This window comes from Sorangium sp. So ce394 (assembly GCF_051474665.1).
In the GTDB taxonomy this organism is placed as follows: domain Bacteria; phylum Myxococcota_A; class Polyangia; order Polyangiales; family Polyangiaceae; genus Sorangium; species Sorangium cellulosum_D.
The window spans coordinates 7721367-7741765 of record NZ_CP150339.1 but is presented as its reverse complement, the minus strand read 5'-3'; the positions used below and the strand labels follow the sequence as shown (position 1 = coordinate 7741765).

Annotated in this window: 19 protein-coding genes; 8 read left to right on the top strand and 11 right to left on the bottom strand. The window is 72.3% G+C overall.

The features are described 5' to 3' along the window. Window positions 1-18 precede the first annotated feature (18 nt). Together WMF33_RS28185 and WMF33_RS28180 are read right to left on the bottom strand one after the other, a co-directional pair. Complete coding sequence (locus WMF33_RS28185) at window positions 19-1155, bottom strand: penicillin-binding transpeptidase domain-containing protein (RefSeq protein WP_437331526.1); 1137 nt, start codon at window positions 1153-1155, stop codon at window positions 19-21. 58 nt (window positions 1156-1213) lie between these two features. Further along, window positions 1214-2077, bottom strand: a complete 864-nt coding sequence (locus WMF33_RS28180; RefSeq protein WP_437331525.1) for an SDR family oxidoreductase — start codon at window positions 2075-2077, stop codon at window positions 1214-1216. A gap of 144 nt (window positions 2078-2221) precedes the next feature. Between WMF33_RS28180 and WMF33_RS28175 the strand changes: the two genes are divergently transcribed. Continuing rightward, on the top strand, window positions 2222-3058 hold the full coding sequence (locus WMF33_RS28175) for a helix-turn-helix domain-containing protein (RefSeq protein WP_437331524.1): 837 nt from the start codon (window positions 2222-2224) through the stop codon (window positions 3056-3058). Window positions 3059-3240: 182 nt separating this feature from the next. Here the strand turns inward: WMF33_RS28175 and WMF33_RS28170 are convergent, their stop codons facing one another. Continuing rightward, window positions 3241-3537 carry a hypothetical protein gene (locus tag WMF33_RS28170; protein WP_437331523.1) on the bottom strand — a complete coding sequence of 99 codons (297 nt, stop codon included), beginning with the start codon at window positions 3535-3537 and terminating at the stop codon, window positions 3241-3243. Between the two features lie 360 nt (window positions 3538-3897). Here WMF33_RS28170 and WMF33_RS28165 point away from each other — a divergent pair, with 360 nt between their 5' ends. Next, on the top strand, window positions 3898-6231 hold the full coding sequence (locus tag WMF33_RS28165; RefSeq protein WP_437331522.1) for an SdrD B-like domain-containing protein: 2334 nt from the start codon (window positions 3898-3900) through the stop codon (window positions 6229-6231). Window positions 6232-6337: 106 nt separating this feature from the next. Here WMF33_RS28165 and WMF33_RS28160 read toward each other — a convergent pair whose 3' ends face one another. Then, window positions 6338-6874: an ester cyclase gene (locus WMF33_RS28160; protein ID WP_437331521.1), complete on the bottom strand. Its 537-nt coding sequence runs from the start codon at window positions 6872-6874 to the stop codon at window positions 6338-6340. 542 nt (window positions 6875-7416) lie between these two features. Here WMF33_RS28160 and WMF33_RS28155 point away from each other — a divergent pair. Further along, window positions 7417-8127 (top strand): hypothetical protein, encoded by a 711-nt coding sequence (locus tag WMF33_RS28155; RefSeq protein ID WP_437331520.1) that lies wholly within the window; start codon window positions 7417-7419, stop codon window positions 8125-8127. Window positions 8128-8163: 36 nt separating this feature from the next. Here WMF33_RS28155 and WMF33_RS28150 read toward each other — a convergent pair whose 3' ends face one another. Beyond that, a complete protein-coding gene (locus tag WMF33_RS28150) occupies window positions 8164-8697 on the bottom strand; it encodes an EF-hand domain-containing protein (protein WP_437331519.1) in 534 nt (177 codons plus the stop codon). Window positions 8698-8804: 107 nt separating this feature from the next. Continuing rightward, on the bottom strand, window positions 8805-9767 hold the full coding sequence (locus WMF33_RS28145; RefSeq protein ID WP_437331518.1) for an AraC family transcriptional regulator: 963 nt from the start codon (window positions 9765-9767) through the stop codon (window positions 8805-8807). 240 nt (window positions 9768-10007) lie between these two features. On the opposite strand from WMF33_RS28145, the gene WMF33_RS28140 reads away from it, so the two are divergent. Continuing rightward, window positions 10008-10742: an SDR family oxidoreductase gene (locus tag WMF33_RS28140; RefSeq protein WP_061622260.1), complete on the top strand. Its 735-nt coding sequence runs from the start codon at window positions 10008-10010 to the stop codon at window positions 10740-10742. 10 nt (window positions 10743-10752) lie between these two features. Here WMF33_RS28140 and WMF33_RS28135 read toward each other — a convergent pair whose 3' ends face one another. Genes WMF33_RS28135 through WMF33_RS28125 form a run of 3 tightly spaced genes read right to left on the bottom strand, consistent with a single transcriptional unit; the run spans window position 10753 to window position 13949 of the window. Next, complete coding sequence (locus tag WMF33_RS28135) at window positions 10753-11346, bottom strand: hypothetical protein (RefSeq protein ID WP_437331517.1); 594 nt, start codon at window positions 11344-11346, stop codon at window positions 10753-10755. Between the two features lie 9 nt (window positions 11347-11355). Next, entirely contained in the window at window positions 11356-13491 is a 2136-nt protein-coding gene (locus tag WMF33_RS28130) for a molybdopterin cofactor-binding domain-containing protein (RefSeq protein ID WP_437331516.1), read from the bottom strand. Next, window positions 13488-13949: a (2Fe-2S)-binding protein gene (locus WMF33_RS28125; RefSeq protein WP_437339525.1), complete on the bottom strand. Its 462-nt coding sequence runs from the start codon at window positions 13947-13949 to the stop codon at window positions 13488-13490. The genes WMF33_RS28130 and WMF33_RS28125 overlap by 4 nt, the downstream gene beginning before the upstream one ends. A 205-nt stretch (window positions 13950-14154) precedes the next feature. Between WMF33_RS28125 and WMF33_RS28120 the strand changes: the two genes are divergently transcribed. From WMF33_RS28120 to WMF33_RS28110, 3 genes are all read left to right on the top strand, one after another. Beyond that, window positions 14155-15825, top strand: coding sequence for an NTP transferase domain-containing protein (locus WMF33_RS28120; protein ID WP_437331515.1), 1671 nt, complete (start codon window positions 14155-14157; stop codon window positions 15823-15825). Between the two features lie 111 nt (window positions 15826-15936). Continuing rightward, window positions 15937-16920: an aldo/keto reductase gene (locus WMF33_RS28115; protein ID WP_437331514.1), complete on the top strand. Its 984-nt coding sequence runs from the start codon at window positions 15937-15939 to the stop codon at window positions 16918-16920. After that, window positions 16917-17426 carry a MerR family transcriptional regulator gene (locus WMF33_RS28110; RefSeq protein WP_437331513.1) on the top strand — a complete coding sequence of 170 codons (510 nt, stop codon included), beginning with the start codon at window positions 16917-16919 and terminating at the stop codon, window positions 17424-17426. The genes WMF33_RS28115 and WMF33_RS28110 overlap by 4 nt, the downstream gene beginning before the upstream one ends. Window positions 17427-17491: 65 nt before the next feature. On the opposite strand, the gene WMF33_RS28105 is transcribed toward WMF33_RS28110, so the two are convergent. After that, window positions 17492-18235, bottom strand: a complete 744-nt coding sequence (locus WMF33_RS28105; protein ID WP_437331512.1) for a hypothetical protein — start codon at window positions 18233-18235, stop codon at window positions 17492-17494. A 170-nt stretch (window positions 18236-18405) separates the two neighbouring features. On the opposite strand from WMF33_RS28105, the gene WMF33_RS28100 reads away from it, so the two are divergent. Beyond that, window positions 18406-18885 (top strand): hypothetical protein, encoded by a 480-nt coding sequence (locus WMF33_RS28100; protein WP_061628431.1) that lies wholly within the window; start codon window positions 18406-18408, stop codon window positions 18883-18885. A 54-nt stretch (window positions 18886-18939) separates the two neighbouring features. Here WMF33_RS28100 and WMF33_RS28095 read toward each other — a convergent pair whose 3' ends face one another. Further along, on the bottom strand, window positions 18940-20256 hold the full coding sequence (locus tag WMF33_RS28095) for a glycosyltransferase (protein ID WP_437331511.1): 1317 nt from the start codon (window positions 20254-20256) through the stop codon (window positions 18940-18942). Between the last annotated feature and the right edge of the window lie 143 nt (window positions 20257-20399).

Below are 20399 nucleotides of genomic sequence, written 5' to 3'. Positions count from 1 at the left end.
CCAGCCCGGCGCCGTCCGTCAGCGCCGCCGGGCGACGGGGCCGGGGCGCTTCCGGCCGAAGTAGATCTCGAGCAGCTCGCGGCCGACGAGGTTCGCCTTGGTGCGCCACGCGATGTCGTTGGCCAGCATCACGGAGACGGCGATCTCCGGGCGGTCGGACGGCGCGAACGACGCGAACCACGAGAACATCCGCGAGGGGCTGCCGCCGACCAGCGTGCCGGTCTTGGCGGCGACGGGCATGGCGCCGAGGGCGCGCGTGCCGTCCGGCTTGCGGAACGCCTTGGCGCAGGTGCCCCGCCGGGTGGTGACCTCGAGCATCGAGCGGAGGGTGCGCGCGACCTCGGGCCGGAGGCCGCGGCCGTCGGTGCTCCGCGGCGCGGCCGCGTCGCCGCCGGCCTGCGCGCCCGGCGGCGCGAGCAGCGAGAGCCGGACGCGCTCGCCGTCGTTGGCGATGGTCTGCATCGCGAACAGGGCGCCGAGCGGGCTGAGGCGGCCGCTCCAGAAGCCCGCGCCGGCGCGGGCCAGGCCGAGCGCGTCGTCCGGGATCTGGGCGGTGCTCGGCGCGACCGGGACGTCGATGGGGACCTCGCCGTCGAAGCCGAGATCGCGGGCCTTGCGGCGCAGGTCGGCGGCCGTGAGGTGCTGGCCGGCGAGGCGGGCGAAGACGCCGTTGATGCTGCGGCCGAGCGCCTCGCCGAAGACGGTGCAGGTGGCGCCGCGGCCCTGGAGGTCGCGCGCGGTGATCGCGCTCATGCCGCCCGTGTAGCAGACGGGCGTCGCGACGTTCACCTTGCCGGCTTCGAGGAGCGCCGAGGCGGTGACGATCTTGAAGAGGCTCGCGCTCGGGGCGAGCGGGGTCGCGACGTAGTCGCGCTTGCCGCGGCTGGCCCAGACGAGGATGCGGCCGGTGCGGACGTCGGAGGCGACGATGGCGCCCTCGGGCGCGCCGGAGCGGGCGAGGAGGCGCTCGGCGGCGCGCTGGAGATCGGGGTCGAGCGTGAGGCGCACCTGCTTGCTCGACGCGCCGACCGCCGCGTGGACCGCGCCGCCCTCGACGTGGAGCTTGCGAACGCCGGGCGGCGCCGGGGATGCCGTCGCCGGCGCGATCCACAGGGCGGCCGCGGCGGCGAGCGCGAGGTAGAGACGCGATCGCACGCGGTGCAGATGCCAGAGGGGGCGCGCGCGGGCCAAGTTCCGCGCGGCGCCGTCCCCGTCAGGCCGCGCCCGAGGCGCCGCCGAACGCCGCGAGGTTCTCGCGTACCCACGCCTCGAAGCGCCGCGGCTCGCGGCCGAGCACCGCCTCGACGTCGTCGCTCAGCGTCGCGGCCCGGCCTTCGCGCAGGAAGCTGACGCCCTCGAAGACGGCGTCCGCGAGCTCGCGCGCGGCGCCCGCGGCCAGCATCTGATCGCGCACCCTGTCCGGCGGAACATCGGTCGTCTCGATGGAGCGCCCGAGCGCCCCCTCCAGGATCGCCACCTGATCGTGCGCGCTCAGCAGCTCGGGGCCGGTGAGCGTGTAAATCCTGCCGTCGTGCCGATCCGATGTCAGCGCCGCGACGGCGACGGCCGCCACGTCGCCTGGGTCGATGATCCCTTGCCGGCCGTCTCCGGTCCAGATGGGCACCGCGCCGCCCGCGCGGATGGCCGCCGCCCACTGCAGCACGTTCGACGCGAACCCCACGGGCCGGAGCAAGGTCCACGCGAGCCCCGACGTCCGCACGGCGTGCTCGCCGGCCCGGTGCCAGTCTCCGACCCGCGATCGGAGGTCGGCGCCGAAGGCCGAGAGCTTCACCAGCTTCTTCACGCCGCTCTTCTGCGCCGCATCGACCGTGGCCACGTCATGCGCCGAGATCGACGGCCCGGGCGCGCTGAGCAAGAACAGCGCCTCGACCCCTCGGAGCGCGGCCCGCAGCGAGCCGGGATCGTCGAAGTCGCCGCGGACCAGCTCCACCTCGCGACCGAGCGCCGCGGCGCGCGCTGGATCGCGCGTCATGGCGCGGATCGGCGCGCCCCTCTCGACCAGTTGCCTCACGACCTCTCTGCCGATGGTGCCGGTGGCACCGGTTATCAGGATCATCTGTGCTTCCCTCGTCGTACGGTCCACGCGTCTCGCGTGCCTTCGAGAGGTCAGCTTGCGGCGCGCGCGCGCCGGCATCTTGAAGAAATCGGACAGCGCGGTGGCGTTGCGGCACCCGATCCCGGCGTGTAGGATCTCGCCTCGATGGATGTGCCCTTCGAGCGCGTCTTGCTGCCTTCGGCGCGGCTGCGACCTTATGTGTCGAGCATCGTGGTGGCGGCTCGGCCGGGTGACACCTCGCTGTGGGCGCGCCTTCCGGACACGGGGGCGTCGCTCGTCTTCTGCAGACCGTCCGCCGGTGCGAGCGAGCTGATGGCCGTCGGTCCGAGCACCCGGGCCACGTACAAGGCAGGCTCGTCGAAGCCGCTGTTCGTGCGCGTGGGGCTCCGCGCGGGCTGCGCCCGCCCGCTCCTGGGCGCCGCGCTCCACGAGCTCGCCGACCGCGCCGTCGCCCTGGAGGACCTGTGGGGCGCGCGCGGCGCGCGGGCTCGCGGCGCGCTGGCCGCGGCGGAAGGCGACATCGACCGGGTGCTCCGCGCGCTCGAAGAGCTCGTCCTCGAGGGCGCGCGCGGCGAGCGCGCCGTGGACGACGCCTCGCGCGTGAGGCTCCTGGACCGCGCCACCCGGCTGCTCGATGGCGGGGCTGACCTCCCGCCCGAGCGGGTGCACGCGCTGGCGCGAGGGCTCGGCCTGAGCGAGCGACAGCTGCGGCGGATCTTCCAGGACGAGATCGGCGTCTCTCCCAAGCGCTATGCCCGCATCGCGCGCCTCCGGCGCGTGCTTTCGAGGATCGGCACCTCGAGCTGGGCGCAGCTCGCCGTCGAGCTGGGCTTCTCCGACCAGCCGCATCTGAATGCCGAGTTCCGCGAGCTGCTCGGGGTGACGCCGCGGGGCTTCGTGGAGCGCCGTTTCCCTCGGGCGGGGCAGTGCGGCTCCATCGCGTTGCCCGCGGGCCGTGCGGGCGAGCACCCGCTGCCGTAGCGCCGGGATTGCCCCGTTCACTCGGGACCACGAGCGCGATCTTCCCGGTGCCCGTCCCTGCACGCATTGGCGTCATGGCGGCTCCTTTGCCCGGTGCAGTTTCCGTTCAGAGCGATAAAGCGCCGTGACAGTCGACGGACGTCCGGGGACTCCCCGCGTGCGCGTCCTGAACCAGCACGTGTTCACCGCGCGGCGGACGAACCGAGCCCGCCGCCGTCGTCACCGCGAGCGTCGAACGAGGCGAGCGAGGCGAGCGAGACGAGCGAGACGAAGAACACGCTCGCCCACAAAAAAGATCTGGACAATCGAAGTGAGCATTTACTAATTTGAAAAATGGTCCTGTGCGCATTCAGCATCAAATCGGGACCAACCTCGCTGTATTCGATCCGGTTCTGGTGAGCTCCGAGCGACGCAGGGCGCTGCCGCACGGAGCGTTTGGTGCTGAGTGCGCCGAGATCCTCCTCGGGCGCAGCGCTCACTTTTGTGGAGCGCGAAGGCCTGGGGCGAGGTGCCCAAAAACGTCACCGCGTGGCCGCGAATCGTGCGAACCGCGCGAACCGTCAGCAGCGGCGATGTTCTTTTTGGGGGGTTGTCCCTCGCAAATGTCTGGACAGTTCGACGATCGTATTGCTAACTTGAACACTGGACCTGTGCGCATCCGCTCTCCGATTTCGCGCTGACGCCTCGCGCGCCTGATCTGATCCTTATCAGCCCGCGGGGCGCGGTCTGACCGGAGCCCACGAAACCGACTTTCGCCTGACCCGTGTGTCATGGCGCATGCGGCTCGGATGACGCTCCATCGTGGTTCGATCCTCGCAAGGACCTCACAGGAGCTACCCATGAAGCAGATATCCATCGCGTCCTCCGCAGCGCTCGCCACGCTGCTCATCACCGCCTCGAGCCTCGCCACCACCGCCGCGCCGACGCCCACGTGCACCGTGATCCAGCGGGGCGCCCTGGGAGACATCTACAACGCCGAGATCTGGAGCCTCGCCCCGAGCTATCACGTCCCGACCCCGTTCGAGGTGAACACGGGGTACTCCAGCACCGTCGGCGAGAAACGAGCCCTGTTCGGCTTCGAGCTCGGCGCCATCCCCGCGAGCTCGCTCGTCACGTCGGCCAAGTTCTACGTCCTGACCTACAGCAGCACGGCCCAGACCGTCCGCGCTCACCGGGTGCTCGCCCCCTGGAGCGAGGCGGACGTCACCTGGAACAACCTCGGCGGCATCGATCCGACGTTCTTCACGTCGTTCGAGTCCGGCGGCTCGGCGTGGCGCGAGCTCGATCTCACGGAGCTCGTCCAGGAGTGGGTGAGCGGCGTCTCGCCCAACCACGGGATCCTCCTCGAGGAGGACGAGAACGGCAAGACCTCGTACCGGGGCAGCGCGCACACGGACCCGTCCCAGCGCCCATTCCTCGAGATCTGCTACACGACGCCGAAGGGCTCGATCGGCGATAAGGTGTGGTTCGACGCGAACGCCGACGGCCTCGAGGACGCCTCCGAGCTCGGCATCTCCGGCGTCGTCGTCGACCTCTTCGCCGACGCGAGCTGCGACGGATCCGCCGACGGCGCCGCCCTCCAGACGACCGCGACCGACGCGGCGGGCGCCTACCGCTTCGGCGAGCTCGACGCAGGCTGTTATGTCGTCAGCGTCGACGACGCGACGCTCCCGCTCGGGCACCAGCTGACCACCGACGACGAGCCGCTCGCCGTGTCGCTCGGCGCGGGCGAGAACGTGTCCGACGCCGACTTCGGCTACGTGACGTACTCATCGATCGGCGACACGGTCTGGCTCGACAGCGACGCCGACGGGCTCTACGAGCCGGAGACGGGCGAGCTCGGCGTCAACGGCGTCCGCGTCGAGCTGTTCCAGGGCGACCAGCTGATCGACTTCACCATCACCGGCGACAGCCCCTACACCGGCCAGCCCGGTTTCTACCTCTTCGACACGCTCTCGGCGGGCACCTACTCGGTGGTCGTCACCGCCGACAACTTCATGACGAGCGGCCCGCTCGCCGGGCAGGAGCCGACGGCCGATCCGGACGGCGGGCTCGACAACGTGGGCACGGTCTCGCTCGGCTGGGCGCAGGACCTGCTCGACGCGGACTTCGGCTACCAGCTCTCCTGCGGCAACGGCGTCTGCGGCGGCGACGAGAGCTGCTCTACCTGCGCCGTCGACTGCGGCATCTGCCCGCCCACGTGCGGCAACGGCGCCTGCGAGGCCGGCGAGGACTGCGGCAGCTGCAGCGCCGACTGCGACGTCTGCCCGCCCACCTGCGGCGACGGCGCCTGCGACGCCAGCGAGACCTGTAGCAGCTGCAGCGCCGACTGCGGCGCCTGCCCGCCCGTCTGCGGCAACGGCACGTGCGAGGCCGGCGAGGACTGCGGCACCTGCTCGGACGACTGCGGCGCCTGCCCCGCGGTCTGCGGCAACAACGTCTGCGAGACCGGCGAGGACTGCGCGAACTGCGCCGGCGACTGCGGCGCTTGCCCCGCGGTCTGCGGCAACGACCGCTGCGAGGCGGGCGAGAACTGCCTCGAGTGCCCGAGCGACTGCGGCATCTGCCCGCCGGTGTGCGGCAGCGGCGTCTGCGAGTTCGGCGAGACCTGCTCGAGCTGCGCGGCCGACTGCGGGGCATGCGCGCCGGTCTGCGGCGATGGGGTCTGCAAGGCGGGCGTCGAGGACTGCTCGAGCTGCGCGGCCGACTGCGGCGCCTGCCAGTGCGCGTCGCCCGGCACCGGCACCCCCGGCTACTGGAAGAACCACCCGAACGCCTGGAAGGTCTCGAAGCTGACCATCGGCGGCAAGACGTACACGAAGGCCCAGCTCCTCGACATCATCAGCCGTCCGACCAAGGGCGACGTCACGTACATCCTCGCGAAGCACCTCATCGTCGCCAAGCTCAACGTCGGCATCGGCAATCAGTCGAGCTGCATCGAGCGCACCATCGCCGCGGCCGACGCCTGGCTCAAGAAGTACCGTCTCGGCAGCAACGTCAAGGACCGGGGCTGCAACTCGCCGTGGGAGAGCGGCGAGCCGCTCGCCGACAAGCTCGACGCGTACAACAACGGTCGCCTCTGCGCGCCCCACCGCGATGACGTCGATTGTGACGGCAACGGCCACGACCGCGACCACGACCATCACCACGGCCACGGCTGCCGCGGTCGGTAAGAGGCGCGACAGGCGAGCTGGCCTCGGGACGGGCGCGTCCCGCGCGCCCGGACATCGAGGTCACGCCGCCCTCGGCGCCCGGTGAGCCTCATTCTCCAGGGATCGCTCATCGGACGACGCCGAGCTGCCGCATCAGCCCGAGCTCGTCGGTGACGCGCCAGTGCTCGGCGATCTTCCCTCCCCGGAACAGCTCGATATTGATCTGTTCCACGCTCACACGGCGATGGGTCGCGGCGATCCCGAAGAGCGGTCCTTCATGTACGCCCTCCATCCTGACGCGCACCGCCACGCGGTCGTCTCTCACGACGAGGTCCTCGATGGTGAAGTGGAGGTCCGGGAACGCGACACGAAACGCGGCCACGATGGGCTTGAGGCCACCGGGGCCCGGCGGCGGATCGGGCGTGCTCGGCGTGTGGTTGATGTAACCAGCGGCGAGCAGCTCATCGAGGACCTCGAGGCGACCCTGACTCCAGACCTCGTCGAAGTAGCGGCGCACGACCGTCTCTTGATGCGCCTCGTCAGGCGTCAGACCGCTTGATGACGGGCTGCGCGCCTCCATGGGCGCACAGCCGGCGACCCCCGTGAGGGCCAAGAAGAGGAGCCGCCGCGAGAGCGCGGCTTGTTTCAGCGTCGATCGGGCCATGCCCGGCACTCTGGCCTTCGGCGGAACGGTCAACAAGCCTGTCGGCGCGAACGAATCGTTCGCGCTGGAGGACAATCGCCGCGTGGTTCGCGCGTCTGAGCTGAGGGATTGACGACGGTCGACCCGCCGTGTCGGGCACCGATCGACAGCGCGTGTCCGGTCTGGCGTGCTTCGGTGGCTCGCGGCGCATGGGATCGTGCCCATCGACCTGGAGGCAGGGGCGCCGGGTCGCCGTCGACGAGCGCTCGGGGGGCCCGGCGGCGACGGCGTGGTCATCGCCGGCGGCGGGCGTGGCACCGCAGCGCCGACGCCAGGGGCGCCGCACCGCTCACGGGATGGGGCGCCGCTCGGAGGGCCGGGTGAGGGCAGGGGCCTCGGCCCAGCGGCGCCGCGGGCCCCCTGCCGCCGACCCCACCGCGGTCCTGCCGCCGGCCCCGCCGCGGCCTACCGCCCTCGCCGGGCGGACGCGTTCGAGGTCCGCTCTGCTCCGGCGCGCGCTATGGTGTCGGCTCCCGGCCGGGGCCGGGGGTTCCTCGCCGACCATGCCGCCGACCCGCCTGCTCCGCAGCACCGAGATCCCCCAGGCCGACAACCTCGCCAACGTGCGGCGCGTGCTCGAGGCGCTCGCAGGAGGGGCGACCGCGAAGGAAGCGATCGCGCAGCAGACGGGCATCTCCCTGCGCCACGTCGGCTATGCGCTCGCCGCCGCCCGCGTCCTCGGCTGGCTCGGCGACGACGACGCCTCGATCACGCCCACTGGACGCGAGCTGCTCGCCGCCCCGCCGAGCACCGCCGACGAGCGGGCACTCCTGCGGCGCGCGATCTTCGCGTGCGACGTCGTGAAGGAGGTCGCGCCCGATCTCTTCGAGCCGGCGGCGCCGACCGCGGTCGCGCTGGCGCGGCGCCTGTACCGCTCCACCGCCGGCATCGCGAAGGAGACGGCGCGCCGGCGCGCGCAGACGCTGCTCGCCTGGCGGAGCCAGGTGCTCGAGCAGCAGCTTCCGCTCTTCCCCAAACGTCCGCGGAAGCGCCGCGCCGCCGCCCCGGCGGGCGCTTCCGCGGAGGCGGCGCCCGGCGCCGGCGACGCGGCAGCGCCTGCCGCCGCCGCGGACGCGGCGCCTTTCGCTGGCGACGAGGGAGCTCCTGCCCCCGGCGAGGCGACCTCGTTGCCCATCGCGCCCGGGGAGAGCGACGCGCCTGCCGCCGACCGCCCCGCGCAAGCGAGGCGGGCGCCGCGGCGCTCTCGGCGATGAGCGGCGAGGTCCGGGGGCGGGGATCGCGGGGAAGCGCTACCGCGCCGCCGGCTGCTTGCGCGCGAGGCGCGCCGCGCGCAGCTCGTCGGCGGTCAGCCTGTTGTCGCGGTTCGCGTCCGCCGCCTTCACCCGCTCCCAGCGCTTGTCGCCCACCTCGTCCCTGGTGAGGAAGCCATCGCCGTTCTTGTCGCTCCGGGCGAAGCGCGCCTGCTGCTTCGCCGCGCGCGCCTTCTTGTGCTGCTCGGCGTGCGCCTTGAGCTCCTCGGCGGAGAGCGTCCCGTCCTTGTTCGTGTCCGCCTTGCCCAGCCGCTTCTGCGCCTTCTCCGGGAGCTCGGCGACGGTCAGCTTGCCGTCGCCATTCTTGTCCAGGCGCTTGATGAGCCGGGCCGGATCCTTCGGGCGGTGCTCGCGCCGGGCGTCCTTGTCCTGCCGCGGCGCCTGCGTCTCCGCGGCGCCGCTCGCCGCGTACGCCGCTCCGCCGCCGGCGAGCACGGCCGTCGCGAGGAAGCTGCCGAGGACGAAGCGATGGATCGCGCTGCGGGCCGTGTTCGAGAGCTTGGAGAGGGTCATGGTGGTCGTGCTCCTTGGTGCAAGGGCCAGCCTGTTCTTGCCGGCTTCTGCTCCTGGGACGCTGCCCGGCCGACCCTCCCTACGCGCGCTCCGAATTTTTTTGGGGGCTACCCCATCGCCGGTTTCGAGCCCATCATGCTCCGGAGCCGCGCGACGTCGCGCGACGGCGGCGCGCCGAACAGCCGGCTGTACTCGCGGCTGAACTGCGACGGGCTCTCGTAGCCGACGCGGTAGCCGGCGGTCGCCGCGTCCACGACCTCGCCGAGCATCAGGCGGCGCGCCTCCTGGAGCCGGAGCTGCTTCTGGTACTGGAGCGGGCTCATGGCCGTGACGGCCTTGAACTGATGGTGCAGCGCCGAGGGGCTCATGTGCACCTCGCGCGCGATGGCCTCGATGCGCAGCGGCCGGGTGTAGTTGCTCTTCACGATGCTGATCGCCTTGGCGATCCGCTGCGCCTGGCTGCCGGCCAGGGCGATCCGCTGGACCCGCGCTCCCTGCTCGCCCTTCAGCAGGCGATAGTGGATCTCGCGCACGGCGAGCGGCGCGAGGATGGGAATGTCCTGAGGCGTCTCGAGCAGGCGGATGAGCCGCAGCGCCGCGTCGATCAACGGGAGGTCCGTCCGGCTGACGAACAGGCCGCGCTCCTCGCGCTCGCCGCCGGACACCGCGCTCGGCCTGGGGAGACCGGGCTCGGTGAGGAGCGCGCCGACGTCGCTGGGCTCCAGCTCGAGGGCGAGGCACAGGTAGGGGCGCTCCCGCGACGCCACGAGCACCTGGCCGACGAGCGGCAGGTCGACCGTGACGACCAGGTAGCGCGCGGGGTCGTAGACGACCACCTCGTCCGCGAGCATCACCTGCTTGCGGCCCTGGGCGATGAGGCACACCATCGGCTTGTAGACGGTGTGCAGCGGCTCGGAGGGGCGCGAGGCGCGGATCAGGCTCATGCCCTTCACGGCCGTCGCGCGCATGCCGTCCTCGGCGGTGAACCGCTCGATCAGGGCTGCCAGCTCCGCGAGCCGCCGCTCGATCTCGCGATCCAGCTCCTCTGCCGCCGGGGCGCTTGCCTGCATGGGCCCAGGCTACCTCATCGAGCCGGCTCCGCCCAACCGGCGGGCTCGCGAGGGCGCTCCGGCCTCGGCTGACTGCCCTGCCGCGCGCGGGGGGCCGCCGGTCGCGCTGGATGCACGCCGTGCAGGATCGGGCAAGACCCGTCCAGGAACCGACTACCGCGCCCTCGCGGTCGAGGCCTAGGTTCTCCTCGTGACCGGCGCAATCCCGCGCTGGAGAGCGAGCGAATCGAGGAGTCTCTCATGCCTGGTATCGAGGGTAAGGTCGTTGTGATCACCGGCGCGAGCAGCGGTATCGGCGAGGCCGCCGCGCGCCTCCTGGCCCGGCGCGGCGCCCGGGTCGTGGTGGGCGCCCGGCGCACGGACCGGCTGGAGAAGCTCGCGTCCGCCATCCGCGCGGAGGGCGGCACCGTGGAGCATCGAGCCGTGGACGTCACCAAGCGGCAGGACGTGGCCGATTTCGTCGACTTCGCGCGGGCGACGTTCGGCCGCGTCGACGTGATCGTCAACAACGCCGGCGTCATGCCGCTCTCGCCCCTGTCATCGCTGAAGATCGAGGAGTGGGATCGCATGATCGACGTGAACATCCGCGGCGTCCTGCACGGGATCGCCGCCGGGCTGCCGATCATGAAGGCGCAGGGCCACGGGCACTTCGTCAACGTCTCGTCGATCGGCGGACACATGGTGGTCCCGACGGCCGCCGTGTACTGCGCGACGAAATTCGCGGTCTGGGCCATCTCCGACGGCCTCCGGCAGGAGTCCACCGACCTGCGGGTGACCGTGATCTCCCCCGGCGTCACGGAGTCCGAGCTGGCCGAGACCATCACGGACGACAGCGCGCGGCAGGCCATGAAAGAGTTCCGGAAGACCGCGATCTCCGCGGACGCCGTGGCCCGCGCGATCGCGTTCGCGATCGAGCAGCCGGACGACGTCGACGTGAGCGAGATCGTCGTCCGTCCGACGGCGAGCCCGCACTGATAGGAAGAGATCACCCACCCGGGCAGGGCGCGCCCGCGCGGGCCCACGTCTCCCACGCGGCCACGAACTCGGCATAAGGCGTCGGGATGGGCGTGCGGCCAGCGCCCGGGTTCCAGCCCCAGGTCACGAGCGGATCCTCCAGGTGGACGCGCAGCGCCGCCATGTCCTTGCCGCCGTTGCGCGCCGGATCCTTGATCTGCGCGCACAGCGCCCCCGGGGCGACGCCGACGAACACCATCGGCATGTCGGGCGGCGGCATGTGCCAGCCTTTCGCCACGCCGGGCGGCACGTGCGCGCCGTAGCTGCTCGGCGGGTTCGCCGGCCCGTGACACGTCGTGCACTCGGCCCCGGCCATGCCGTGGCCCGTGGGACCGCGGAGCACGAACTGGTTGTGAAGACGGCCCTCGTCGCCCTGCAGCGGCACGTCGCCCGCGGGGTGACAGTTCTGGCAACGAGGATGCTGGAGCACGCTGCGCACCGTCTCGAACGCGGCGAGGCCGGCCGCGCGGTCGACCGGCGCCGGCGCCGGGGCCTGCGAGGCCCCGGACGTCTGCCCCCCGCACCCGGCGAGGAGAAAGGCGAGAACAAGAGAGGAACGGATCATCATTGGCACCTAGGCGAGGCGGAACGGGAGGGAGCGCAGCCGCTGCTTCGTCAACGCGAACACCGCGTTCGCCACGGCAGGCGCGATCGGCGCGGTCGCCGGCTCCCCGATGCCGCCCATCGTGGCCTTGCTCGGGATGATGTGGACGGCGATGCGCGGCATATCGGCCATCCGGAGCATGGGATAGTCGTGGAAGTTGCTCTCCTGGACCTGCCCCTCGACGATGTGGAGCTTGCCAAAGAGCGCCGCCGTGAGGCCGAACGCGACGCTGCCCTGGACCTGCGCCTCGATGCCGAGCGGGTTCACCGCGGTGCCGCAATCCACGCTGCAGGTGACCGAGTGAACGCGGATGCGCCCCTTCTCGATCGAGATCTCGGCGACCTCGGCGACGATGGAGCCGAACGACTCGTGCATCGCCAGCCCGCGCGCCCGCCCCGGCGGCAGCGCCGTGCCCCAGCCGGCCTTCTCGGCGGCGACCTTCAGCGCGTTGGCGTGCCGCGGCTTGTCCTTCAGCAGCTCGAGGCGGTACGCGAGCGGATCCTGCCCGGCGGCGTGCGCCAGCTCGTCGACCATGCTCTCCATCGCGAAGGCGGTGTGCGTGTTGCCGACCGAGCGCCACCACAGCACGGTCACCGGCGTCCTCGGCGAGTGCAGCGACACGCGGAGCGCGGGCATCCCTGCGAGGTACGGCGAGTCGCCGACCCCCTCCACCGAGGTGTGGTCGATGCCGTTCTTGACGACGAGCGACTCGAGCGGCGTACCGGCGACGATCGACTGGCCCACGATCATGTGATCCCACGCCGTCGGCATGCCCCGGCCGTCGACGCCGACCTGCACCCGATGGACGTACGCGGGGCGGTAATAGCCGCCGCGCATGTCGTCCTCGCGCGTCCACACGACCTTGACCGGCACGCCGGCGGCCTTCGCGACCATCACGGCCTCCCCCACGAAATCCGCCACGGGGCTGGCGCGCCGGCCGAAGCCGCCGCCGAGGAACGTCGTGTGGATCTGGACCTTCTCGGGAGCCGTCCCGAGGATCTTCGCCGCGGCCATCTGGTCGCCGGTCTGGAACTGCGTGCCGGTCCAGATCTCGCAGCGATCGCCCTCGATCTTGACCGTGCAGTTGAGCGGCTCCATCGGCGCGTGCGCGAGGTAGGGCACGTCGTACTCCGCCTCGATCCGCGACTTGGCCGCGGCCAGGGCGTCCTCGACCTTGCCGACCTGGTGGGCGACCGGGCCCGGCTTGCGCGCCTGCGCGCGGAACTCGTCGATCAGCCTGGCGCTGTCGGCGCCGCCCCCCTCGGGCTTCGTCCACTCGGCGCGGAGCGCGTCGCGCCCGAGCTTGGCCGCCCAGAAATGTGCGGCGACGACGGCGACGCCGTTCGCGGTGGGGACGACCTTCTCGACGCCGGGCACCTTGAGGGCGTCGGCCGCGTCGTACTTCGCGAGCTTCGCGCCGAACGCCGGCGGGCGGAGCACCACGGCGGTGCGCAGCCCGGGGAACTGCACGTCGATCCCGAACTGCGCCTTGCCCGTGATCTTCTCCGGCGTATCGATGCGGCGCACCAGGGTGCCGATCAGCTTCCAGTCCTTGGGATCCTTCAGCTTCACCTTCGCCGGCGGGGTCAGCTTCATCGCCTCCTCGGCGAGCTGGCCGTAGGTCAGCTGATCCTTGCCGTGGGTGACGACCCCCTTCGCGACGACGCACGCCGCGGGCGCGACCTTCCACCGGGCGGCCGCCGCGCGCACCAGCATGTCCTTCGCCATCGCGCCGACGGTGCGATACCGATCGAACTCGCCGTTCGTGCTCGTCGACCCGCCGGTCATCTGGAAGTGCATCACCGGGTGGCCGTACACCGGCGCGGCCGGCGCGTGCTCCGACCGCACCTTCGACCAGTCGCACTCGAGCTCCTCGGCGATCAGCATCGCGAGCCCGGTCCAGATGCCCTGGCCCATCTCGGAGTGCGCGAGCACCACGGTCACGGACTCATCCGTTCCGATGCGCACGAACGCGTTCGGCGACAGGGGCTGCGGCTGCGCCGCCTTCGGCGCGGCGCGGACCCCCTGCGGCACGTAGAAGCTGAGCAGGAGCCCCGCCGCAGAGCCCGCGGCCACCTGCAAGAAGTCGCGCCGGGAGACGCTCACTTACCACCTCGCTTGAGGCGCGACGCGAGGATCACCGCCTCGCGCACGCGCACATAGGTCCCGCACCGACACACGTTTCCGGACAGCGCCGCATCGATATCGGCGTCGGTCGGTTCTGGTTTCTGCTCGAGCAACGCGGCCGCGGTCATGATTTGCCCGGACTGACAGTACCCGCACTGGACGACATCGGCCTGCGCCCACGCCTGTTGCACGACGTGCGACCCGTCGGCCGACAGGCCCTCGATCGTCGTCACCTTGCGCGCTCCGACGCTCGACACCGGCAGGACGCAGGAGCGCGCGGGCTTGCCGTCGATGTGGACCGTGCACGCGCCGCACTGGGCCATGCCACAGCCATACTTGGTGCCGGTCAATCCCAGCAGATCCCGGAGCACCCAGAGCAGAGGCATCTCCGGAGCGGCCTCGACCTCGCGAACAACGCCGTTGATATGGAGTTTCATGGCCGCTTTCGCCTTACTTTTGCGTTCGTGCGGCGTCAAGCGAGCGACCTTGGTTTCATCAGTTCTTCACCGTGGCCGGCGGCGCGCCGTCGCCCTGCGGCGCCCCAGGGGGCGGCGGTCGCGCGCGAAGTTGCGTACCGCGTTGCGTCCGGCGGCGAGGAACGCCCTGGCGGGAGCATCGCGAAAGGATGATGATGCCAGGCGCATGAACGAGCTTGAGCGGATCGTGCGGGAAGCGACGAAGTTGGTGGCGGACCGGTCCCCGTTTCTGCTCGCGACCGTCGTGCGGGTGTCGGGGTCGTCGTACCGGCGCCCCGGCGCGCGGATGCTGGTCGCCGGCGATCGCTGGCTGTCGGGGTGCGTGAGCGGCGGTTGCCTGGAGGGCGACGTCATGCTCCGCGGAGAGCACCGGTGCCGCGATGGAGCCGTGGTGGTCACGTACGACTCGACCACCGAAGACGGAGAGCCGTGGGGCGTCGGGCTCGGCTGCAACGGCGTCGTCGACGTGCTGCTCGAGCGCGTCGAGGCCGGGGCGACCCACGACGCGCTCGCCTTCGCCGGCGCGTGCTTCGCCGAGGAGACCACCGGCACGCTGGTCACGGTGATCCGCTCGACGGCCTCCACGGTCCAGGTCGGCGCGCGCCTCGCCTTCGGCCCGCCGTGCGCGCTCGCGCACCCGGTGACCGATCCCGCCGCGCGCGCCGCGATCGAGCGCGCCGCGCGGGGGCCGGCCGGCGTCGTCGAGCTGGACGGGCTGGGGATCACCGCGCTCGTCGAGAAGATCGCGCCGTCGCCGCAGCTCTTCGTGCTCGGGGGCGGCCATGACGCGGCGCCCATCGTCTCGCTCGCGACGTCGGTCGGGTTCCGGGTCACGGTCGCGGTGCCCGTCCTTCGCCAGGGCACCCGGTTCGCCGCGGCGGACCGCGTCATCGCCACCGGCGGCGCGATGGATCGCCTGCGCGCGCTCATCGGCGCGGCCGCCGAGGCGTATGTCGTCATCATGCACCACCAGCGCACGCCGGATCGCGACGCGCTCGCGGCCGCCCTCGCGTCGCGCGCCCGCTACATCGGCGTGCTCGGGCCCGCGCGCCGCACGCGCGAGCTCCTCGCGGAGATCGGCCAGGGCCCCGGCGACGATCCGCGGATCCACGCGCCCATCGGGCTCGATCTCGGCGCCGAGACGCCCGAGCAGATCGCGCTCTCGGTCGTGGGCGAGCTCCAGGCCGTCGCGCGGAGGGCGCAGGGGGGGAAGCTCCGCGACCGCGTCCGCCCGCTGCACGCCGGCCTGGCGCTGGCCGTGCTCGCCGCGGGCGGCTCACGTCGCCTCGGGCGCCCCAAGCAGCTCGTCGAGCTCGACGGGGCGCCGCTCGTCCGGCGCGTGGCGGCGGCGTGCGTCGAGGCGCGATCCGGGCCGGTCGGCGTCGTGCTCGGCGCCCACGCCGGCGCGGTCGCGCGCGCGCTCGGCGATCTCGACGTCGCGCGCATCGCGAACGACGGCTGGGAAGAGGGCATCGCCTCCTCGATCCGCGCCGCGGTCCGGTGGGCGGAGGCCTCGAAGGCCGACGCGCTCCTGATCGCGCTCGTGGATCAGCCGCTGATCACGGTCGAGCACCTCACCGCCCTGCGGAACGCGTGGCTGGCGGGCGCTCCGGTCGCCGCGTCGCGCTTCAGCGGCGTCGTGGGCGCGCCGGCGGTGTTCGACCGATCTCGCTGGGACGCCCTCGCGCGCCTCGAGGGCGACCAGGGCGCCGGCCGGCTGCTGCGCGCCGAGGGCATCGTCGCGATCGACTGGGCGGGCGGGGCGATCGACGTCGACACGGCCGACGACGTGCGCGCGCTCGGCGGCCACGCGCCGGCGAACCCGCCGGGCTGCTGATCACCGGGGAGGTCGCTCCGGCCGCCCTTGACTTCGAGCGCACTCTAACTCTTACGGTGGCCTGCGTCGAAGCGCCGCGGCCCACCCCCGCGGCCTACAAGGAGCCCAACCATGCACACACGCAAGCTCGGTCCTCTCAAGGTCTCCGCCCTCGGTCTCGGCTGCATGGGCATGAGCGATTTCTACAGCAACCGCGACGACGCCGAGTCGATCGCCACGATCCATCGCGCCGTCGAGCTCGGCGTCACGCTGCTCGACACCGCGGACATGTACGGGCCGTTCACGAACGAGGAGCTCGTCGGCCGGGCGATCGAGGGCCGGCGCGATCGGATCGTCCTCGCGACCAAGTGCGGCATCGTCCGCGATCCCAACGATGTCACGGTCCGGGGCGTCAACGGCTCGCCGGAGTACATCCGGGCGGCCTGCGACGCGAGCCTGCGGCGCCTCCGCGTCGACGTCATCGATCTCTACCAGCTGCACCGCGTCGATCCGAAGACGCCCATCGAGGACAGCGTGGGCGCGATGGCGGACCTCGTGAAGGCCGGCAAGGTGCGCGCGATCGGCCTCTCGGAGGCGGGCTCGGCGACGCTCCGGCGCGCCCACGCGGTGCACCCGCTCGCGTCGGTGCAGAGCGAGTACTCGCTCTGGACGCGGGATCCCGAGGACGACGTGCTCGCCACGTGCCGCGAGCTCGGCATCGGCTTCCTCGCGTACAGCCCCCTCGGCCGCGGCTTCCTCACGGGGCAGATCAAGCGCTTCGAGGACCTCGCGTCGGACGACTACCGCCGCATGGCGCCGCGCTTCCAGGGGGAGAACTTCCAGCGGAACCTCGATCTCGTCGCGAAGGTCGAGGACATCGCGCGGGAGAAGGGCGTGAAGGCGTCGCAGCTCGCGCTCGCCTGGGTCCTCGCGCAGGGGGATTTCATCGTCCCGATCCCCGGCACGAAGCGCCGCAGCTACCTCGAGGAGAACGTCGCCGCGGCGGGGATCAAGCTCACCGAGGGCGATCTGCGCCGCCTCGACGCCGTGGCGCCGAAGGGCGCGGCGGCCGGTCCGCGCTATCCGGAGGTCGGCATGAGGCTCGTGAACCAGTGAGCGGCGCGGCCGGCAGACCGCGCCTCGGCGCGGCGCGCTCCGGGAAGGCTGGCGCGCCGCGCTCCGGCGCGGACGGCGCGGCGCGCTTCGGGAAGGCCGGCGCGCCGCGCTCCGGCGCGGACGGCGCGCTCACGATCGCCGAGGTCGCCGCGGCGACCGGGACGAGCGCGCACACGCTCCGCTATTACGAGCGGATCGGGCTCATCCGGCCCGTGGCGCGGGCGCGGAGCGGCCACCGCCGCTACGGCCCGGACGACGTGCGGTGGGTCGAGTTCCTCCGCAAGCTGCACGCGACGGGCATGCCGATTCGCCGCATGCTCGCCTACGCGGCGCTCGTGCGTCGCGGCGAGGACACGATCTCCGAGCGGCGCGCGCTGCTCGAGGCGCACCGGGACGACGTGGCCGCGAAGCTCGCCGAGCAGCAGGCGCACCTCGCGATCATCGAGAAGAAGGTGCTCCTGTACCTGGATCTCGAGAAGCAGAGCGCGCGCCGCCGCGCGTCGTGACCAGCGCCGCGGCGCCCGCGTCGAGCGGGCGTCCCGCGGCGCGCGGGCGTCCCGCGGCGCGGCGATCACGCCCCTTCCGGCACCCCGGGCTGCCGGAGCACGCGCAAGGGGCCCTCGGACGACACGAGGCCGGCGAGCGCCGGGTCGGTCATCACCTCGAGGAGATCGCGCTCCGCGCCGTCGACCGTGCACCGCCGCCGCACGAGCCGGACGACCTGCGAGTAGTCCACGTGATCCAGGTCGTGCGCGAGCCCGAGCGGCTGCCATAGGGTGTGCCGGCCGTGCCGGTGGGCGGCGCCCGGGTCGTACCAGCCGTAGTTGGCGGCGCGATCGCGGCTCCCGGCGAGGCGGTTGGTGAGCACCCAGTGCTTGCCGACGTTCTCGATGAGCCCGCTCCGCCCCGCCACCCGCTCCTCGACGCGGCGGTGGTGCTCCAGCATGCGCGAGGTGTTCGCCATCGTGGGATCCGGCGCGCCGATGCACGGCTGGATCCGCACCGTGGCCTGCTCCCAGACGAGGTCGCAGAGGCGGGTCGTCAGCATCGCGCACTCGAGCAGGTCCGCGATGCGCTGCGTCGTCCTGGCGGACGCGTTGATCCGCACGGAGTCCTGCGCGTCGCCGACGCGGAGCGCGTCGGCGCTCACGAGGAAGGTCGCGCGGTGCTCGCCGTGCTCGCTGTGCACCGGGACCCAGTCGATGGGCGCCAGGTGGCCGGCGTGCACGGCCTCCAGGAGGGCGTCCTCGCGCGCGGCGCAGGCGCGCTCGGGCAGGCGTGCGACGAAATCGGTGCCTCGCAGGACGTCGGTCATGGCTCCCCCGGAGCGAGCGCGGGCCCCACCCCGGCCGCGGCGCCGTCCGGCCGGGCCGTCGGGCGCTGGCCGGCTCGCTCGCTTGATTGTGCGGAGCGCGCGAGATCCGCGCAAGCGCGTGCGGGTCCTGTGCTTTGCGCTGCTCGCCCGCTCGCCCTAAGCTCCGCCCCATGTCGCCCCCGGTGAGCCGTCCCTCCGGAGCGTTCCGCGCTTCCCGCCTCCTCCTCCTCGCCTGCGCCGCCGTGCTCGCCGCGCAGTCCGCCGGCTGCGGCTCCAGCGCGTCCCAGGGCCCCGACGCGGCCGCCGCCATCGCGTCGATCGACGCGCGCCTGCGGGGCAGCTTCCGGCTCGTCCGGTTCGAGCCCGAGGTCCCGCTCGAGCCGATGCTCGCGTCGATGCTCGAGTTCCAGTACGCGCACTTGATCGTCCGCTTCGACGGGAAGCGCATCCTCGCGGATTCGCCGGGTCTCCACGTCGACCGCGCTTACGAGATCCGCGATCCCGCGTGGGATCGGTTCAAGCTGATCTCCTACGACGAGGCGGGGATCGGCTACGAGGCGCTGTGCGAGTTCTCGGAGCAGGGAGAGCTCATCGTGTACGCCCAGACGCCGCCCTGGAAGGGCGTGGCCACGCTACGCCGCGCGCAGTAGCGAGCAGGAGCGGCGCGACGTGGACGGGCGGGGAGCGCGGCGGCGCGCCGCGCCTCAGGCCGGCGCCATGGGGAGCTGATCCAGGAGGCGCGCGAGCTGCTCGCAGAGCCGCTCCCTGCTGAACTGCGCGATCTCGACGGCGTTGTCGTTCGGGAGCGCGCGCCGCCCGCCCTGCACGCGCTCGCGCAGCCAGCCCGCGATCCCGAGCACGTCGCCCGGATGGATGTGGCTCCCCGCGTGGTGCGCTTTGATGATGTCGGCCGCCTCGCCGTCGGGGGCGATCGCGAGGATCTCCTTTCCGATCGAGAGATACTCGAACATCTTCGCGGGCACGACGCGGCATGCGCTCTCGACGTCGCTCAGGAGCACGCAGAGCGCGTCGGCGGACTTCATCCAGGCGATCGAGCGCGAGTGATCGCAGTACGGATCGAGGCGCAGGCGACATCGCGTCTTCTTGATGCGGTCGAGCAGCTTCTCCTGCTGCTCGGTCCTCCGGCCCACGACGACGAGCTCGAGCTGCGCGAGCCTTTCCGGCGCGGACGCGTCCAGCACCTCAATCGCCGCGACCAGCGGCTCGACGTTGGTCAGGTTCCAGAGCGTGCCCGTATAGACGAGCCGGAAGACGTCGCGATCTGGCCTGGCGATGTCGGTCGCGGCCGGCCCGGGGGCGATGTCGTCCTCGTCGAAGCCGTTGTAGATGCAGGTGGACGCGGCGTGGCTGCCTGCCTCGCGAGCGCGGTCCTGAAGCCGCTGGGCGCTCGACTTCGTCGTGCAGACGATGGCGTCGGCCTGCCGCAGGATGTAACGCTGCATCCGCTGCTGGACGGCACAGGAGAAAGCGTCCTGGCGCGCGTTCTCCAGGAAACGCTGGCTGATGTCCCATTCATCTCGGAAATCGAGGACGAGCGGCAGCCCGAAGCGCCTCTTCAACAGGGCTCCGAGGAGGAGGTTCGAGTACGACGGGGCGGTCGCGAGGATGGCGTCGTGATGGATCGTGCGCAGGAGGTGGCTGCCGGCGCGCAGCGCCGAGGGGAGCCAGAGCACCTGCGGATCGGGCTGCAGCGCGAGCGTGGTCGCTCCGCGCAGCGCCCCGACGAGGCGCCGGCGCGGTCCTGGCGCGGTCGCCTTGCTGCCCGCGTCGCGCGCGAGCTTGGCTTTCATGCTGTAGCTCGGCTCCCACGTCCTCGCGCGCGCGATGTGCGTCTCCGCCGGGATGTCGCGCAGCAGGCTCTCGTCCGAGAGCGGCGCGGATGGGTTGGCCGCGACGAGCACGCTGGCCTCCCAGCCGAAGCGACGCAGGTACTTCACGAACTTGACGGGGCGCTGCACCCCAGCCCCGCCGACAGGCGGGAAGTGATAGCTGATGAGCAACAGCCGCCGGGTCCTGGCTGCTCGATGGACAGCGGGCTCGTCCTTGGCATCCGCGCCGCTCGCCGCCCTGTGCTGTCCTATGGCACGAAAATGAACGCTATCGTCGAAGAGCATGAATTTCCCCCCCCCACACTCACACAAGT

Coding starts and splice junctions, on each gene's coding strand:
- WMF33_RS28180 (WP_437331525.1), bottom strand. CDS start 2,077: ATGATCCTGATAACCGGTGCCACCGGCACCATCGGCAGAGAGGTCGTG.
- WMF33_RS28175 (WP_437331524.1), top strand. CDS start 2,222: ATGGATGTGCCCTTCGAGCGCGTCTTGCTGCCTTCGGCGCGGCTGCGA.
- WMF33_RS28165 (WP_437331522.1), top strand. CDS start 3,898: ATGAAGCAGATATCCATCGCGTCCTCCGCAGCGCTCGCCACGCTGCTC.
- WMF33_RS28160 (WP_437331521.1), bottom strand. CDS start 6,874: ATGGCCCGATCGACGCTGAAACAAGCCGCGCTCTCGCGGCGGCTCCTC.
- WMF33_RS28155 (WP_437331520.1), top strand. CDS start 7,417: ATGCCGCCGACCCGCCTGCTCCGCAGCACCGAGATCCCCCAGGCCGAC.
- WMF33_RS28150 (WP_437331519.1), bottom strand. CDS start 8,697: ATGACCCTCTCCAAGCTCTCGAACACGGCCCGCAGCGCGATCCATCGC.
- WMF33_RS28145 (WP_437331518.1), bottom strand. CDS start 9,767: ATGCAGGCAAGCGCCCCGGCGGCAGAGGAGCTGGATCGCGAGATCGAG.
- WMF33_RS28140 (WP_061622260.1), top strand. CDS start 10,008: ATGCCTGGTATCGAGGGTAAGGTCGTTGTGATCACCGGCGCGAGCAGC.
- WMF33_RS28135 (WP_437331517.1), bottom strand. CDS start 11,346: ATGATCCGTTCCTCTCTTGTTCTCGCCTTTCTCCTCGCCGGGTGCGGG.
- WMF33_RS28125 (WP_437339525.1), bottom strand. CDS start 13,949: ATGAAACTCCATATCAACGGCGTTGTTCGCGAGGTCGAGGCCGCTCCG.
- WMF33_RS28120 (WP_437331515.1), top strand. CDS start 14,155: ATGAACGAGCTTGAGCGGATCGTGCGGGAAGCGACGAAGTTGGTGGCG.
- WMF33_RS28115 (WP_437331514.1), top strand. CDS start 15,937: ATGCACACACGCAAGCTCGGTCCTCTCAAGGTCTCCGCCCTCGGTCTC.
- WMF33_RS28105 (WP_437331512.1), bottom strand. CDS start 18,235: ATGACCGACGTCCTGCGAGGCACCGATTTCGTCGCACGCCTGCCCGAG.
- WMF33_RS28100 (WP_061628431.1), top strand. CDS start 18,406: ATGTCGCCCCCGGTGAGCCGTCCCTCCGGAGCGTTCCGCGCTTCCCGC.